At 48.6% G+C, this 15,308-nt stretch carries 12 protein-coding genes; 4 read left to right on the forward strand and 8 right to left on the reverse strand.

Going from position 1 to position 15,308, the window contains the following annotated elements:
• On the forward strand, nt 1-957 hold the full coding sequence (gene ygfZ, locus DQW12_RS01850) for a CAF17-like 4Fe-4S cluster assembly/insertion protein YgfZ (protein ID WP_198683877.1): 957 nt from the start codon (nt 1-3) through the stop codon (nt 955-957).
• On the forward strand, nt 954-1,439 hold the full coding sequence (locus DQW12_RS01855) for an FKBP-type peptidyl-prolyl cis-trans isomerase (RefSeq protein WP_113906006.1): 486 nt from the start codon (nt 954-956) through the stop codon (nt 1,437-1,439). The genes ygfZ and DQW12_RS01855 overlap by 4 nt, the downstream gene beginning before the upstream one ends.
• Before the next feature lie 113 nt (nt 1,440-1,552).
• On the opposite strand, the gene DQW12_RS01860 is transcribed toward DQW12_RS01855, so the two are convergent.
• The 5 genes from DQW12_RS01860 to DQW12_RS01880 form a co-directional block, all read right to left on the reverse strand.
• Nucleotides 1,553-4,603: an efflux RND transporter permease subunit gene (locus tag DQW12_RS01860; protein ID WP_113906008.1), complete on the reverse strand. Its 3,051-nt coding sequence runs from the start codon at nt 4,601-4,603 to the stop codon at nt 1,553-1,555.
• A gap of 10 nt (nt 4,604-4,613) precedes the next feature.
• Nucleotides 4,614-5,753 carry an efflux RND transporter periplasmic adaptor subunit gene (locus DQW12_RS01865; RefSeq protein WP_113906010.1) on the reverse strand — a complete coding sequence of 380 codons (1,140 nt, stop codon included), beginning with the start codon at nt 5,751-5,753 and terminating at the stop codon, nt 4,614-4,616.
• A gap of 276 nt (nt 5,754-6,029) precedes the next feature.
• The gene (sppA, locus tag DQW12_RS01870) at nt 6,030-7,856 is read right to left on the reverse strand and encodes a signal peptide peptidase SppA (RefSeq protein ID WP_113906012.1); all 1,827 of its coding nucleotides are present in this window, start codon (nt 7,854-7,856) and stop codon (nt 6,030-6,032) included.
• Between the two features lie 239 nt (nt 7,857-8,095).
• Nucleotides 8,096-8,548 carry a nucleoside deaminase gene (locus DQW12_RS01875; protein ID WP_113906014.1) on the reverse strand — a complete coding sequence of 151 codons (453 nt, stop codon included), beginning with the start codon at nt 8,546-8,548 and terminating at the stop codon, nt 8,096-8,098.
• A 144-nt stretch (nt 8,549-8,692) separates the two neighbouring features.
• A complete protein-coding gene (locus DQW12_RS01880) occupies nt 8,693-10,918 on the reverse strand; it encodes an NADP-dependent isocitrate dehydrogenase (protein WP_113906016.1) in 2,226 nt (741 codons plus the stop codon).
• A 264-nt stretch (nt 10,919-11,182) separates the two neighbouring features.
• Between DQW12_RS01880 and DQW12_RS01885 the strand changes: the two genes are divergently transcribed.
• Together DQW12_RS01885 and DQW12_RS01890 are read left to right on the forward strand one after the other, a co-directional pair.
• Complete coding sequence (locus tag DQW12_RS01885) at nt 11,183-13,240, forward strand: S9 family peptidase (protein WP_113906019.1); 2,058 nt, start codon at nt 11,183-11,185, stop codon at nt 13,238-13,240.
• A gap of 189 nt (nt 13,241-13,429) precedes the next feature.
• Nucleotides 13,430-13,915: a Fe-S cluster assembly transcription factor gene (locus DQW12_RS01890; RefSeq protein ID WP_113906021.1), complete on the forward strand. Its 486-nt coding sequence runs from the start codon at nt 13,430-13,432 to the stop codon at nt 13,913-13,915.
• Between the two features lie 12 nt (nt 13,916-13,927).
• Here the strand turns inward: DQW12_RS01890 and DQW12_RS01895 are convergent, their stop codons facing one another.
• The 3 genes from DQW12_RS01895 to DQW12_RS01905 are packed head-to-tail and all read right to left on the reverse strand — an operon-like array spanning nt 13,928 to nt 15,304.
• A complete protein-coding gene (locus DQW12_RS01895; RefSeq protein WP_113906023.1) occupies nt 13,928-14,338 on the reverse strand; it encodes a SufE family protein in 411 nt (136 codons plus the stop codon).
• Nucleotides 14,339-14,362: 24 nt separating this feature from the next.
• On the reverse strand, nt 14,363-14,893 hold the full coding sequence (gene sufT / locus DQW12_RS01900; RefSeq protein ID WP_113906024.1) for a putative Fe-S cluster assembly protein SufT: 531 nt from the start codon (nt 14,891-14,893) through the stop codon (nt 14,363-14,365).
• Nucleotides 14,894-14,932: 39 nt separating this feature from the next.
• Nucleotides 14,933-15,304 carry a HesB/IscA family protein gene (locus DQW12_RS01905; RefSeq protein ID WP_113906026.1) on the reverse strand — a complete coding sequence of 124 codons (372 nt, stop codon included), beginning with the start codon at nt 15,302-15,304 and terminating at the stop codon, nt 14,933-14,935.
• Nucleotides 15,305-15,308 lie beyond the last annotated feature (4 nt).

Raw genomic sequence — 15,308 nt, forward strand, 5'->3', positions numbered from 1 at the left:
TTGACAACCACAACGCCCCTTCCTTCTTTTGGTCAACAATGGTCTTCGGCTGTTGTCGATTTTCCGGTTTCGTCGCTGCGTATTATTGAGGTAACAGGCCCCGACGCGGCAAAATTTCTACAAGGCCAACTCACGTGCGACATGGCTGCCGTGAATGACGCCACTTGGGTCGCCGGCGGCTATTGCGACGCAAAAGGTAAGCTGTGGAGTACCTTTCGCATTTTTGCTCGGGAACAAGGGTTTTGGTTACTGGTTAGCCAGCATTCGCTCGCAGACACACTGACACAATTAAAGAAATATGCGGTATTTAGCAAAGTAGCCATTCAGGACATCTCCGCCCAGTGGACTTTTACCGCCCATTGGGGCGCAAAGGCCGCCGAGCAGTTCCAGCTAAGCGCTGAGCAAGTCAAAGCAGAAACGCCTCAGCAAATACTAATAGCACTGCATACGGGCTTGGTGTTAAACCTGCAATTCCAGGAGGCGGACAAGGAACGCTCCGAACGTTCTGAAAACGAGAGTGCATGGTGGTGTGCAGCAGAGCTGGAGCTCGGTTGGGTAAACGTGCCTGCAGCCCAAGGCGCGGTTTATATCCCACAAATGCTGAACCTAGATTTAAACCAAGGCATTAACTTTAAGAAAGGCTGCTATATTGGCCAGGAAACCATCGCTCGCATGCATTATAAGGGCCAGAATAAACGCCGAACGCGCTGCTTTACGGGTAGTTTGAGTGATCCCGCATTCGACACCGCTGGTGCTACCTTAGAAATGAAAATAGGCGAAAACTGGCGCCGTGCAGGTGCAGTTCTAACCTCAGTGCGTTATCATAAAGGGGTCGTTGCGATATTAGCCGTGGTCCCTACCGAACTAGAGACCGACGCTGAGTTTCGCTTGAATGGGCAGAACGACAGTCAATTCACCCTCTGCCCTCTCGAACATAAAATGGAACCTCATTCATGAGTCAAACTATCAGCCAAGACAAAGCCGTTACCATTCATTACACCGTAAAGAATCCTGCCGGCGACATCCTTGATCAATCATCAGAAGAACGCCCGCTCGCTTTTATTTTCGGCCGCGGCATGCTTATTTCAGGCTTAGAAAAAGAGCTTGAAGGCAAGGCATCAGGCGCTGAGTTCAGTGCTGTAGTTGCTGCTGCTGAAGCCTACGGCGAACGCCATGACGGTCTTATTCAAACCGTTCCAAAGAACCTTTTTGGCGAGCAAGAAGTAACGCCCGGAATGCAGTTCCGTGCAACGACCGACCACGGTGAACAGTCGGTTGTGGTAGTAGAAGTTAGCGACAGCGAAGTGACTGTAGACGGCAACCACCCGCTTGCAGGCCTCGACCTCTCTTTCGATGTAAAAGTAGTGGATGTGCGCGACGCAACTGCCGAAGAACTCGACCATGGCCATGTGCATGGTCCAGGTGGCCACGAGCACTAAAATTTAGCAGCTCAGCGCGGGAGGAAACAAAGCCCGCTGATCAAAAAGGCGCCATATTAAATACGGCGCCTTTTTTCATGCTTGCTTGTTTCCTGACTGGTGAGAAAACAAGTTTATGTAGCCGCGCGGGTTTTCGCTAAATACAAATACACGGCGGGTAACACAAATAAGGTGAAGAGCGTTCCTATGGTCATTCCTGCCGCAATAATAAGCCCCATCGCAAAGCGCGAAGCACCACCTGGACCACTCGCGATTAACAAGGGCAACATGGCTAAAACGGTAGCAGCCGTCGTCATTAAGATTGGTCGCAAACGAATGGCAGCAGCTTCTTCTACCGCTTCGCGTTTAGACTTACCCTCTTCCTGCAGCCTATTTGCAAATTCAACAATAAGTATGCCGTGCTTCGCAATTAAGCCTATAAGCGTCACCAAGCCCACCTGGGTGTAGATATTCAACGAGGTAAAGCCAAGACTGACAAAAATTAAAGCACCAAATATACTCATCGGTACAGTAACAAGAACAATAATAGAGTCGCGGAACGACTCGAATTGCGCTGCGAGCACTAAGAATATAATAACTAAAGCAAATAAGAAGGTAACCACCAACTGCTGGCCTTCCGTTTTAAACTGTCGAGACTGCCCAGCATAGTCCACAACCACGCCCGCTGGTAGGCGCTCCGCTGCGCTTTGTTCAAGAATAGACAAAGCTTCACCTAAACTCACACCCGGCCGTGGAATGCCAGAAATCGTGACCGAGTTTAACTGTTGAAAGCGTTTTAGCTGCTGAGGCTGAACTGACTCTTCCAAGGTAATCAGGGTATTGAGCGGAACCAGTTCCCCTGCTTGATTACGTGTATAAAACGCGCTTAGCTGCTCAGGCGTAAGGCGTTCGCTTCGCTGCACTTGTGGAATCACACGATACGAACGATTTTCAAGTGCGAATCGCCCGGCGTACGCACCCGCCATCATCGACGCAACGTCAGCGGACAACTGCGCCATATCAACCCCCATCAACGCAGCCTTCTCGCGATCAATATGAATGGTTTGCCTTGGTCTGTCGATGCGCAAGTCAATATCAAGCATAATAAAGCGCCCGGCCTCCATTGCGTCTTGGCGTACGTCTTCGGCAATTTCACGCAAATTCTCGAGCGACTGTGTTGAGCTGATCACAAACTCGATCGGCAAACCGCCACCCGGCGTTGGCAATGATGGAGGAACCAACGCAAAAATGTTTAACCCTGGAATTTGGTCTACAAAAGGTTGTATGGATTCCTCTAGTACCTGCTGAGTCGTTCGCTCTCGCTCGCTCCATGAGGTTAAGCCAATCCCCGTACCCGCACTTCCAGGCCCTAACATCCCGTTGATAATGAACGCCATTTCAATTTCGTCAACGTCGCGTTCAAGCTTTGCCATTTGGCTCGAATTTCGCTCTATGTAATCAAGTGTGGCGAAGCTGTCACCTTGGCTAATAATAAAAACAAAACCTAGGTCTTCTTGCGGCTCTAACTCAGAATTGCTGGTGGTAAATAAAAAATAGCACGACACCAATACAATAACCCCGAATAACGCCATCACTGAACGTGTTTCTAATGTACTATGCAAGCGGCGCTGATAACGTGCTTTCAACCCTGCAAAACGTGCATCGAGCCATGCCTCAAATCGAGGCCGTTGCTCCTTGTTTCGTGCCGATCGCAACATACGCGAACACATCATAGGCGACAACGTAAGGGCGACAACACCGGACAGAATAACCGTAGCTGCCAGCGTGAAGGCAAATTCTACGAACAAAGTGCCGGTTAACCCACCAATAAAACCAATGGGTACAAATACGGCGACCAAGGTTGTCGACATAACAATAACTGGGCCAGCAAGCTGGCGAGCGCCTAAAATGGCGGCGTCCATACGCGACATACCGTCTTCTACATGCCGCTGTATGTTCTCTAACATAATAATGGCGTCGTCAACGACAATTCCGATGGCCAACACCATAGCCAGCAAGGTGAGCAGGTTAATAGAAAAACCTAACATGAGCATGAGGAAGAACGTACCCACAAGGCTCAAGGGGACAGCCACCGCCGGAATAATTACCGAACGCATAGAGCCTAAAAAGGCATAAATAACCGCTAATACAATGACCAGCGCAAGAACAATGGTCAGTACCACTTCGTCAATTGCGTTTTGAATATAGTCGGTGGAGTCGTACGATATACTCGCGTCGAGCCCCTCGGGAAGCTGTGGAATAATGTCAGCATTCCATACGCTACGAACTTCGGCAATCACTTCGAGGGCATTGGCGTCTGGCGCAATCTCTACACCAATAAAGGTTGCGGGTTCGCCGTTATAGCTTGCAGACGCGTCGTAGCTTTCCGAACCTAATTCAATTTCAGCGACATCGACTAAACGCACAACACTGGCATTTTCAGTGCGTACAATAAGTTGCTCAAAGTCCTCTACACTGCGCAAATCGGTGTCGGCTGTTATATCCACCGCTACCATTTGCCCTTTCGTTCGACCAACAGCAGAGAGCACATTATTACGCTGTAAAGCGCTCATAACGTCTGCTCCCGTAACATTCAAGGCAGCCATTCGCTGCGAGTCCAGCCAAATCCGCATGGCGAAGTTCTGCGCGCCCAAAATTTGCGCCCGTTGCACACCTGCAATAGTTGCGAGTTGCGGCTCCACCACTCGCACCAAATAATCGGTAATTTGGCTTTCGGTGAGTAATTCACTGTAGAAAGACAAATACATAGCCGCTACGTCTTGCCCGATGGACAACTCAACAACTGGATCCATGGCGTTTTCGGGAAGCTCGGAGCGAAGCTTATTTACCTGTGCGGCAATTTGGGTGAGTGCTGCATTAGGGTCGTAATTGAGTTGCAAAAAAGCTTGAATACTGCTCACACCAGCTGATGACGACGACACTATATAGTCGATTCCGTCGGTCGCCGCTATTTCGCGTTCCAGCGGCGTGGTAATAAACCCCTGCACTAAATCAGCATCGGCACCAATATAAGTGGTGGTTACTGTAACAGCGGCATTCTTAATTTCGGGAAACTGGCGAACATTTAGGTCCACCATAGCGCGCAAGCCCACCAAAAATATCAGCAAACTAATAACCGTTGCCAATACCGGCTTGCGAATAAAAATATCGGTAAACTTCGTCATTGTTTTAGCCTTAGCGATTCGCAGGAGTCGGGTTTAGTTCAGCACTCGGTTGCACGTCTGGGTCGTTATTTATTTTAACCACCGCACCGTTACGAAGCTTCAATAAGCCCGACGTTGCAATACGTTCTCCGCGTTGCAAACCTTCTACCACTTCCACAACATCACCACGCTCTTCACCTGTGCGAATCAACCGTTGTTGCACTTGTAGTTGTGCTTCTTGCTCACCCTCTTCCTCGTTCTCTGTAATGACATAAACCACATTACCGAACGGATTAAACTGTACCGCTGTTCGCGGAATAACTTTTGCTGTGCGAGGCGCTCCTATTTCCATACTCACCCGAGCGAACATGCCCGGCCGTAACCTGTTATCGTCATTAGCGAGTTTTGCTTGTACTTGAAACGTACGTGTGGCGCCATTCACTCGCGGCTCAACGGCGATAACCTCGCCTTGTACGCGCAGCCCCTGTTGGCTCTCCACATGCACATTCACGGTCATACCCGGCTCAATAACAGTCAAAAACCGCTCGGCCAAGGTAAAATTAAAATAAATAGGTTTGAATTGTTCCAATGCAATTAATGCAGTACCGGGGCTTACATAATCGCCTAAATTCACCATTCGAATGCCAAGTACACCGGAAAATGGAGCGCGTACTGTTTTAAGGCGAATTTGCGCGCGTTGCGTTTCTACTGCAGCCTCAGCTTGTGCCAACTCGCCTTGTGCTCGCTCTAAATCTGAGGCAGACACAGACTCGCCGGCTACCAAACGCTCCAACCGGCGTGCTTCCGTGCGGGCCAGTGCTGCAGTTGCAATAAGTTGCTGTAGCTGCGCTCGATCAACATCGGTGTCGAGTTCGAACAAAAGATCACCCGCTTCAACCGCCTGGCCATTTTCGACATGAATAGCCGTGATGACACCGGCAGTTTGAACGCTTAGCTCGGTACCATTCACCGCCGCGAAACTGCCAACCGTACTGAGTTCACTTGTCCACTGCTGCTCGTCAACTTCGGTTGCGGTTATGGTTACTGTGGGTGCCGGCATGTTATTAAAGAAATCATTCATAAAATAATTTCCAACAGCCTTATAGCCAAAAATCAGCCCAAGCACCACGCTGATACTGAGCAACATAATCACCATTCGCTTCACGAGCATAATCTAAAGTCCTTCCTGAGCATTAACATTAAACAGAGGTTAAATTAACTACGAGATATAGAGCGGTTGGTTCAATACGCAAAAAGAAAAACCAACCTACTGTGGTTTTCGGGCCAGTGGGTGATTTCCTTATCAGCCGGCCTTGCAAACAACTCAAACGTGTTCACACCATGTGCACAGAAACACCGCCTCTCAAGAGCTACACCCCGTACCTTATGCGTCGAAATAAAAACCGGCTGAGAAGCCGGTTTTTCGTGTGCTTTTAATAATTACTAATTACTCACATTCGAAACAACGCAGGTAGATAGCACGAGGGTCGTTAAATTGCTTTAATACCATACGCGGATTAAGCAACTGGCGTAACTCTGCAATATCGAGACCTTCAACATCGGCTTTCACAACCCCCAACTGTTCGAGAAGCTGCTCCATAAAGGTTTTCTCACGCTCGGGCCAAAAAGCCGCATAACTCTCAAGTTCCGCCTTCTCGGCCGCCCGCTGCACTGCAAGTTCAAGGTTACCCAGCTCGTCTACAAGCCCAAGCTGCAGTGCTCGCTCACCCGACCAAACTTGGCCCTGAGCAACATTGTGCACGGCTTCCCGCGTCATTCCACGTGCTGCTGCAACTAAGTCGAGAAAGTCTTCATAGATGGCGTCTACACCACTTTGAACCACCAAGCCCAACTCTTCAGTAATAGGTTGAGTCATTGAAAAACCGGGAATTTCGGTGGTACTTGCGCCGTCATAAAACACGCCGATTTCAGCCAAGGTTTCATCTACTGTTGGAATTAATCCGAACACACCAATAGAGCCTGTTATCGTTGAAGGCTCTGCTATGATTTGATCCGCACCCGCCGAAATCCAGTAACCACCAGAAGCGGCTACCGAGCTCATCGATGCAATAACAGGTTTGCCTGCTTCACGCAGTTGCAGTAACTCTTGGCGTATTACTTCTGAGGCAAATGCGCTCCCACCGGGGCTGTCTACTCGCAACACAACTGCTTTTACTTTATCGTCGTAGCGCGCTTTACGGAGCTCGCTTGCAAGCCGGTCACCACCAATTTCAGTCGGCATGCCTTGACCGTCTACAATTACACCTTTGGCAAGAATAATAGCGACACGGTTATTGCTCATCATGCCGTCGGCATTGCGATTGCGAACGCTTTCAGGCAGTGTTTGCCAGTAATTGCGATGGTTAATATGTTCGAATTCACCCTTTTCTTTATCGCCTCCGGCCAAATCAATTAACCGGTCCAGCACTTCATGGCGGTGCAGCAGTTCGTCTACCAAACCATTTTCCTGTGCCATTTGAGCCATGTCGTAGTTACTTTCTTCCAGCGCAGCGAGAAGGTCTTCTAACTTACCTGAAGTCATACGCGGGTCAATGTCACGATGGCGCACAACAGTCGTTAAATACTGCTGCCATTGCTCATTTAACCAGCCTTCTAAATTCTCTCTCGCTTCGTCTGACATACCATTGAGTAGATAAGGTTCAACTGCAGACTTATAACTTCCAACACGGAATACATTTATTTTTACTTTCAGCTTGTCGAGCAACTCGCGATAATACGCGCGCTCAGTACGCAAGCCTTCAAGCATAATTCCGCCAAGCGGATGCACCCAAATTTCATCGGCTTGGCTTGCAAGCAAATACTGCGTTTGCGTGTAGTTGTCTGCTGCTGTGTATACCTTTTTGCCCGAACTACGAAAATCGGCAATGGCGTCGGCAAGCAGCTGCAAATGGTTCAAACTTCCGCCAGCGAATCTGCGCATGTTTAAATACATGCCAGTAATGCGATCATCGTTTTTGGCTTGCTCTAGAAGGGTTACCAATTCATAAACATTTTCTTGCGCTACTTCGCCGCCACCCAATATGCGGTTGAGCACTGCGTCGGTCGGATCAATGCTGGCTTGCTCTTCCACTAACACACCCATAGGTGCCAACACTAGAAAGCCACTCTCTGGCACTTCCGGTGTTTCATCGGGAGCAAAAATAGCACTCACCACAAAAATAATAACGATTACAGTGAGAATGTGCGCAACATAACGGCGTAACGCAGAAAGCCCCGCCCCTATTTTGCCGAAAACCTTCGCAAGAAATTTCATTTATTTAACCTTATAGTGAAGTTATTCGTTCGTGAAGTTACCAAATTTTAACACACCTATTTTAGTGGAAAAATGCGTGCACGTTTGAATTAGAATGTAACAACTCATTACACTATTTACCTGCACGTCACCGGCACGTTACCTGCACGGTACTCCACTTCATTTCGAAGCTTGCTGCTTACCTCTGCTACACGCAAGAAAAAAGCGCTTTCGCCAGCGCTTTTTCAATTGAATATGCTCTATGAGTGCGCACACTCGCCAATGTCTTCGTTCCATATTTCAGGGCAACGCTCTATAAAGTCCGCCATAAGTTCTGTACAACGGTCGTCGTCCATTTCAATAACCTTTACTCCGGCTTCCCGCAGCCAGTCTAAATGCCCGCTGAAATTTTTCGACTCACCCACAACCACAGTGCCGATATTAAACTGTCGGATTAAACCTGAACAATACCAGCACGGCGCTAAGGTAGTAACTAATACTTTGTCGCGGTAATTGGTTTGCCGCCCTGCTTTGCGAAATGCGTCGGTTTCTCCGTGTACAGAAGGGTCATTGTCTTGCACACGCCTGTTTCGCCCTCGGCCCAATAGCTTACCGTTTGCGTCAAAGAGCGCAGCACCTACAGGTACACCGCCTTCTTCAAAGCCTTTACGTGCTTCTTTCAGCGCAACGTCGAGTAACGCTTCATAATCCATAAGTTCTAACCTTGCGTGGCCAATCACATAATGGTTAAACCTTACTCATCCGACCTTGGCTTGGCAAGCTTAAAATAGAAAAAGGCACCCGAGGGTGCCTTTTTAAAAACATTAATCTGTATGAGCGTAGCAACGGGCAGCGGATTAAACCGCCGCAAGCGCCTCGTTCAACAGATCGCTAGGGCGCATAGCTTTGGCAACAAGCTCTGGATTAGGTTGGTAATAACCACCTATTTCTACGGCAACGCCCTGCACAGTATTGAGTTGTTCCACAATAGCGGCTTCGTTCTCCGTTAGCGCTGTTGCAAGTCCCGCAAAACGCTCACGCAACTCCGCGTCTTCTGTTTGAGCGGCTACTGCTTGCGCCCAATACATCGCTAAATAGAAATGGCTACCACGGTTGTCGAGTTCACCGGCTTTACGCGATGGCGACTTGTTATTCTCCAGGAACATTGCGGTGGCTTGATCAAGCGTATCGGCTAGCACTTTAGCGCGTTTATTACCCGTTACATTGCTCAAGTGTTCCAATGACGCAGCGAGTGCTAAAAACTCACCCAACGAGTCCCAACGCAAGTGGTTTTCTTGCACGAATTGCTGAACATGCTTTGGTGCCGAACCACCTGCACCCGTCTCGAATAGACCACCGCCATTCATAAGAGGCACGATCGACAACATCTTTGCCGAGGTATTCAACTCTAAAATTGGGAACAGATCAGTAAGGTAGTCACGTAACACGTTTCCTGTTACTGAAATGGTGTCTTTGCCATCTTTCATGCGCTGCAAAGAATGAAGCGTTGCGTCTACTGGGCTCATAATCTGAATGTCTAAGCCTTCAGTGTCATGCTCTGCTAAGTAACGCTCTACTTTTGCGATTAACTGTGCGTCGTGAGCCCGGTTACTGTCGAGCCAGAACACGGCTGGCATACCACTCAAACGCGACCGATTAACTGCAAGTTTTACCCAGTCGCGAATAGGCGCGTCTTTCACTTGGCACATACGCCAAATGTCGCCTTCTTCTACCGCATGCTCAAACACTACAGTGCCCTTACTGTCTAGCACTTGCACAGTTCCGGCAGCGGCGATTTCAAAGGTCTTGTCGTGTGAGCCATACTCTTCTGCTTTTTGCGCCATCAAGCCTACGTTTGGTACTGTGCCCATAGTTGCAGGATCAAATGCACCGTTCGCTTTACAAAAATCGATCGTAGCTTGGTATACGCCAGCGTAACAACGGTCAGGGATCATGGCCTTGGTGTCTGCTTGAGTGTTCTCTGCAGTCCACATTTTACCCGAGTCACGAATCATTGCCGGCATTGAGGCGTCAATAATAATGTCGCTTGGCACGTGTAAGTTGGTGATACCTTTGTCTGAATTCACCATAGCAAGCGGCGGCTGTTGGCTATATATCGCTTGCATGTCAGCTTCAATCGCAGCCGCTTTATCGGCAGGCAATTTTTCCAATTTTGCATACAGGTCGCCAATACCATTGGTAGCGTCAAAGCCAATTTCTTGTATTTCTGCAGCATACTTGTTCAGCACGTCGCGGTAGTAAACGTTTACCGCATGTCCAAACATAATTGGATCTGAAACCTTCATCATGGTTGCCTTGAGGTGCAACGACAACAATACGCCCTGCTCTTTTGCAGCGGCAGTTTCTTGCTCGAAGAATTCGGTTAACTTGGCTTTACGCATTACTGCCGCGTCTACTACTTCTCCGGCCAATACCTTTACGCCACTTTTGAGTACTTTTTGCTCGCCGTTGTGGTTAAGCACAATCTTCAAGGTGTCGTCGTTCGCCATGGTGGCCGACTGCTCGCTCCCATAAAAGTCACCCTCGGTCATATGTGCAACATGTGTTTTAGAGTCACTGCTCCATGCGCCCATTTTATGCGGGTGCTTTTTCACGTAGTTCTTTACACTGGCAGGAGCACGACGATCAGAGTTTCCTTCGCGCAACACAGGGTTCACCGCCGAGCCTTTGACCCGATCATAACGAGCACGAATTTCGTGTTCTTCGTCTGTTTGCGGATTAAACGGATAGTCTGGCAGCGCATAACCTTGGCTTTGCAATTCTTTAATGGTTGCCGTTAGCTGTGGAATAGAGGCGCTAATATTAGGCAATTTAATGATGTTTGCTGCCGGCGTTTTGGCCAACTCCCCCAGCTCAGCCAAAGCGTCTGGAATACGCTGCTCTTCTTGCAAATATTCAGGGAACACAGCAATTACACGGCCCGCTAGGGAAATGTCGCGGGTTTCTACCTTAATACCGGCTGCCTGGGTAAAGGTTTGCACAATCGGCAGCAAAGAATAAGTAGCAAGGCGCGGTGCCTCGTCGGTTTCGGTATAAATAATGGTTGGGTTATCAATTGACATAGTCATTCCTGTTCGTCAAACCACCCTCGTATAAGCGGTGAATCGTGAGTAAATGGGGTCAAATAAAGGGCGTAGATTATGCCACTTTTACGTTGTTTTATCAATCTGAGCCCTACGCGTCATGTCATTCTTTCGCCATTTCGCCGCAAACTCTCGCCCATTCAAGCGAGGATATAAGTACGAACAATGGAACTAGCAGAAAGCCAGTAATTCAGGTAAAAAAGAAAACTCAAAAATTTGTTCGCTAACCATTGGAGTTTAACCATGAAAATATCGAATTCGGGGTGGGTTTTGGTCGCCTTTGCCCTACTGCTTGGCTACACGCCAAGTCTGCAGGCAGAAACAACCAAGCAGCCTTTGTCTGCCGAGCTTTTATGGCAACTGGAGCGTATCGGCTCGCCCAAAATTTCGCCGCAAGGAAATTATATTGTAGCGCCCGTTACCCGTTACGACCTCGGCAGTGACAAAGGCCATACGCAGCTTTATCTATTCTCTGCCAACGGCAACGTGCAGCGGCCACTTACCGCTGAAGGTCAGCGTGTTAGCGAAGCCACATTCTCGCCCAACGGCAATGCCTTAGCGTTTATTAGCCAGCGCAACAACGACGACACTGGGCAAGTTTATATTCTCCCCTTGAACGAACCGGGTGAAGCGGTAAGGCTCACCGACGTACCTACCGGCGTACACGGCATAAAATGGGTTGGCAATCATATTTATTTTATCAGTCGCGTTTTTCCCGACCAAAGCTGGGCTGAAATGCGCGACACATTAAAAGCGGAATCATCTTCTCATGTGTCTGCACACCAGTGGAACGCGCTGCCCTATTCACAATTCGACCACTACATTGCCGAGAATCGGCAGGCTCATGTATTTCGTATCCCGGCACAGCCAAGCGAAGCCAGTTTAGCTACAGTAGAGGCTCTCACGCAGCCACTGGGAATTGAGCTACCTCGCTCTTCGCAAAGTGCCTCGAGCTATGACATTGATCCCACAGAAACTTGGATTGCATTTACCGCCGACAGTACGAACAACGGTGTAAGCCCTAAAATTGATTTATTTTTAGCGCGTATAGGGGAAAATTCCGCACGCAACATTACCGAAGAGAACGACGGCCCCGACACGCAACCCATGTTCAGCCCCAATGGTGCTGCGCTAGCCTTCGTTCGCCAACGCATTCGCGGCTTTTACGCCGACAATGCCAACTTAGTTTTACACGACATGCAACGCGGCACGCAACGTGTGCTTACCGAAGACTGGGACCGCAGCGTACGCGGCCTTGTGTGGACGCCAGACAGCCGCGGTTTTTATGGCGCGATTGACGACCAAGCGACTTCTCGAATCTATCATATTGACGCGCGCCGTGGTGCAGTTCGAGCCATTACCGGCGAATCGAATTTTGGCGGTCTCAGCATTGCCAACAATGGCGTTTTAATTGCAACCAACGAGAGCTTTTTACACCCGGCCCAACTTGTTCGTGTGAATACGCGTAACGGCTCAACCACACGTTTAGACACCTTTAATGATGAACGTTTAGCAAATGTAAACTTTGGTACTTTTGAGTCGGTCACTTACAAAGGCCATAATGGCCAAGACATACAAATGTGGATTCATTACCCGCCCGGTTTCGACTCAAGTAAAAAGTATCCACTGTTCTTACTTATTCATGGCGGCCCTCATAGCGCAATTACCAACGGCTTCCATTATCGTTGGAACGCGCAAACCTTCGCCTCTTGGGGTTATGTAACCGCGTGGCACAACTTTCATGGTTCAAGTGGTTTTGGCCAAGACTTTACCGACGCCATTAACCCCGACTGGATCACGGCACCTTATGCCGACACCATTGCAGCCGCGAACTACTTTCAAGAAAAGCCATGGATTGATAACGACCGTTTGTTCGCCGGCGGTGCAAGTTACGGCGGCTATTTAAGTACAATTTTGCTCGGCAAAGAACATCCGTTTAATGCGCTTCTTATTCACGCGCCGGTATACAATATGTATTCGCAAATGTCGGCCGACTTTGCCGTACACGCCGAACGTTTTGGTCATTATTGGGAGAACGACATTTATAAAGAAATTTCGCCCCACTATTTTGCCGAAAATTTCGACACGCCCGCTCTACTCATTCACGGCCAGCGCGATTTACGCGTACCCTTTGGGCAAAGTTTCGAATTATTTCGAACCTTACAGAGTAAAGGCGTGGAGTCGCGGTTAATTTACTTTCCCGACGAAAACCACTGGATACTCAAGCCCAACAATTCAATTTACTGGTACAACGAGGTCCGAAACTGGGTAGAGCAACACACGCCACCCGGCCCCCGTTAAGCAGTATCCACTCGCTTTCGATAGCGCATTCAAAGCCCGCAATTGCGGGCTTTTTAATTGCCGCAGCGGGAAATATGTGGCCTCCCCTATACTTGACTAAAACACTCAAGTTATGTGACACTCGCGTTATTGTTCAAAATACTTATGTTCAGGCTGGCGGCCATTTCGAATGCATGGGGGATTAAACACATGAGGCTTACATCAAAAGGTCGTTACGCGGTAACTGCTATGCTCGACGTTGCAATTTATGGCAACGAGAGTCCCGTTCCCCTGTCTGACATTGCTGAACGCCAAGACATTTCTCTTTCGTATTTAGAGCAGCTGTTTTCGAAGCTACGGCGCGCGCAATTAGTGGAAAGCGTACGCGGGCCTGGTGGTGGTTATCGTTTAGTGGGTCCTGCTGAGGCTATTTCGGTGGGCAAAATCATTCAAGCGGTGAATGAGTCTATAGACGCAACCCGTTGTAATGGAAAGGCGAATTGCCGTGGTGGCGAAAAATGCCTGACGCACAATCTTTGGTCTGAATTGAGTGACCGAATTGCTAACTTTCTCGACGAGATATCACTAGGAAGCTTAACGATGAACGCTTCGCCGTTAGTCGACCACCCGATCAGTAGAAAACCGGAACACAAGCACGCCTCTGCGTTTACTCGAATTCCGGTTCAACCGACTTGATAAAAAGCGGTGTTACAAAGCGTGGGCTGCGGTCGTTTGTATTTTTGCCACAATAGCTTTGAGCCCATTGCCCCGCGTCGGCGACAAATGCTTTTCCAAATCAATGGCTTGAAAAAAGCCTTCAATATCAAATGCGGTTATTTCTGCCGCTGTTTTATGGTTGTATGCTGCCATAACGAGCGCTAACAGGCCTTTTACAATCATGGCGTCGCTATACACCCGAAAGTGCAGCGTATCCCCTTCCGTTTGTGTAATCAGCCACACGTCGCTTTGGCAACCTTTCACTTTTAACTCAGGCAAGCGGTCCGCTTCTGGCATTTCCGGCAGTTGCTTACCTAGGTCGATAATGTATTGATAACGCGATTCCCAATCATCGAGAAATTCAATGTCGTCGATAATTTCTTGTACTGAAGGTAAATTCATAGCGCTCTCTGTTTAAAGCATGAATTAGAAGAATAAACCGGCTTCAAGCTGTGCTTCTTCACTCATTTTGTCGCGCGACCAAGGGGGATCAAACACTAAGTCAACCACCACTTCTTTCACAAATGGCACCATACCGACACGATACTCAACATCGCCAACGAGTACAGGCCCCATGCCACACCCCGGCGCTGTTAACGTCATGTCGATACGCACCGTACCTGAGCTTTGCTCAATCGCGACCTTATAAATCAATCCCAAAGACACCAAGTTTATTGGAATTTCAGGATCATAAACCGATTCCAACGCTTCCCATACTTGGGTTTCAGAGATTTCACCATTGCTCGGCGTGGTAAAATTCAGCACTGTGGGCTTACGGCCTAAAGCGTCGGCGTCGGTACCGTCTATACGCCACATATTACCTTGCCAAGTAATCGTGTAATTACCCCCTAGATCTTGGGTAATATTCACAAACTCCCCAGCCGGTAGTACTTTTACTTCGCCACTTGGTACTTTTCGTGCTTTGCACTCACGGCTTAAGGTTACAATTTTTTGCATGGTTATGAACGCCCGCTCCGTCTCCGTAGTCGTTTACGCTTAAGCCACACTGAAGCTTTCGCCACAACCACAGGCGTCAACAACATTTGGATTATTAAACTTCAAAATACCGTTAATGCCTTCTTTTACATAATCCAGCTCAGTATTTTTTAAAATAGGCAGTGCGTCTTTCGCTACTGCAACAACCACAGTATCGGAAAGCGTCACCACTTCGTCATCGGCCGCTGGCTCATTGGCATAATCCACCACATAAGCGAAGCCGGTACAGCCACTCAGTTTGGTGCTCAAACGAATAATTTTACCCGGCATTGCTTTCAGCTTCTGTTCAAAGTGTTTTACCGCGCTCGCGGTAGCCGTTACCACAGGTGTATTGGGTACCTTTTTTTCCGGTACGTAAGTTTCAACCGACATCATC

Origin of the sequence: Aliidiomarina celeris (assembly GCF_003316875.1) — a bacterium.
In the GTDB taxonomy this organism is placed as follows: domain Bacteria; phylum Pseudomonadota; class Gammaproteobacteria; order Enterobacterales; family Alteromonadaceae; genus Aliidiomarina; species Aliidiomarina celeris.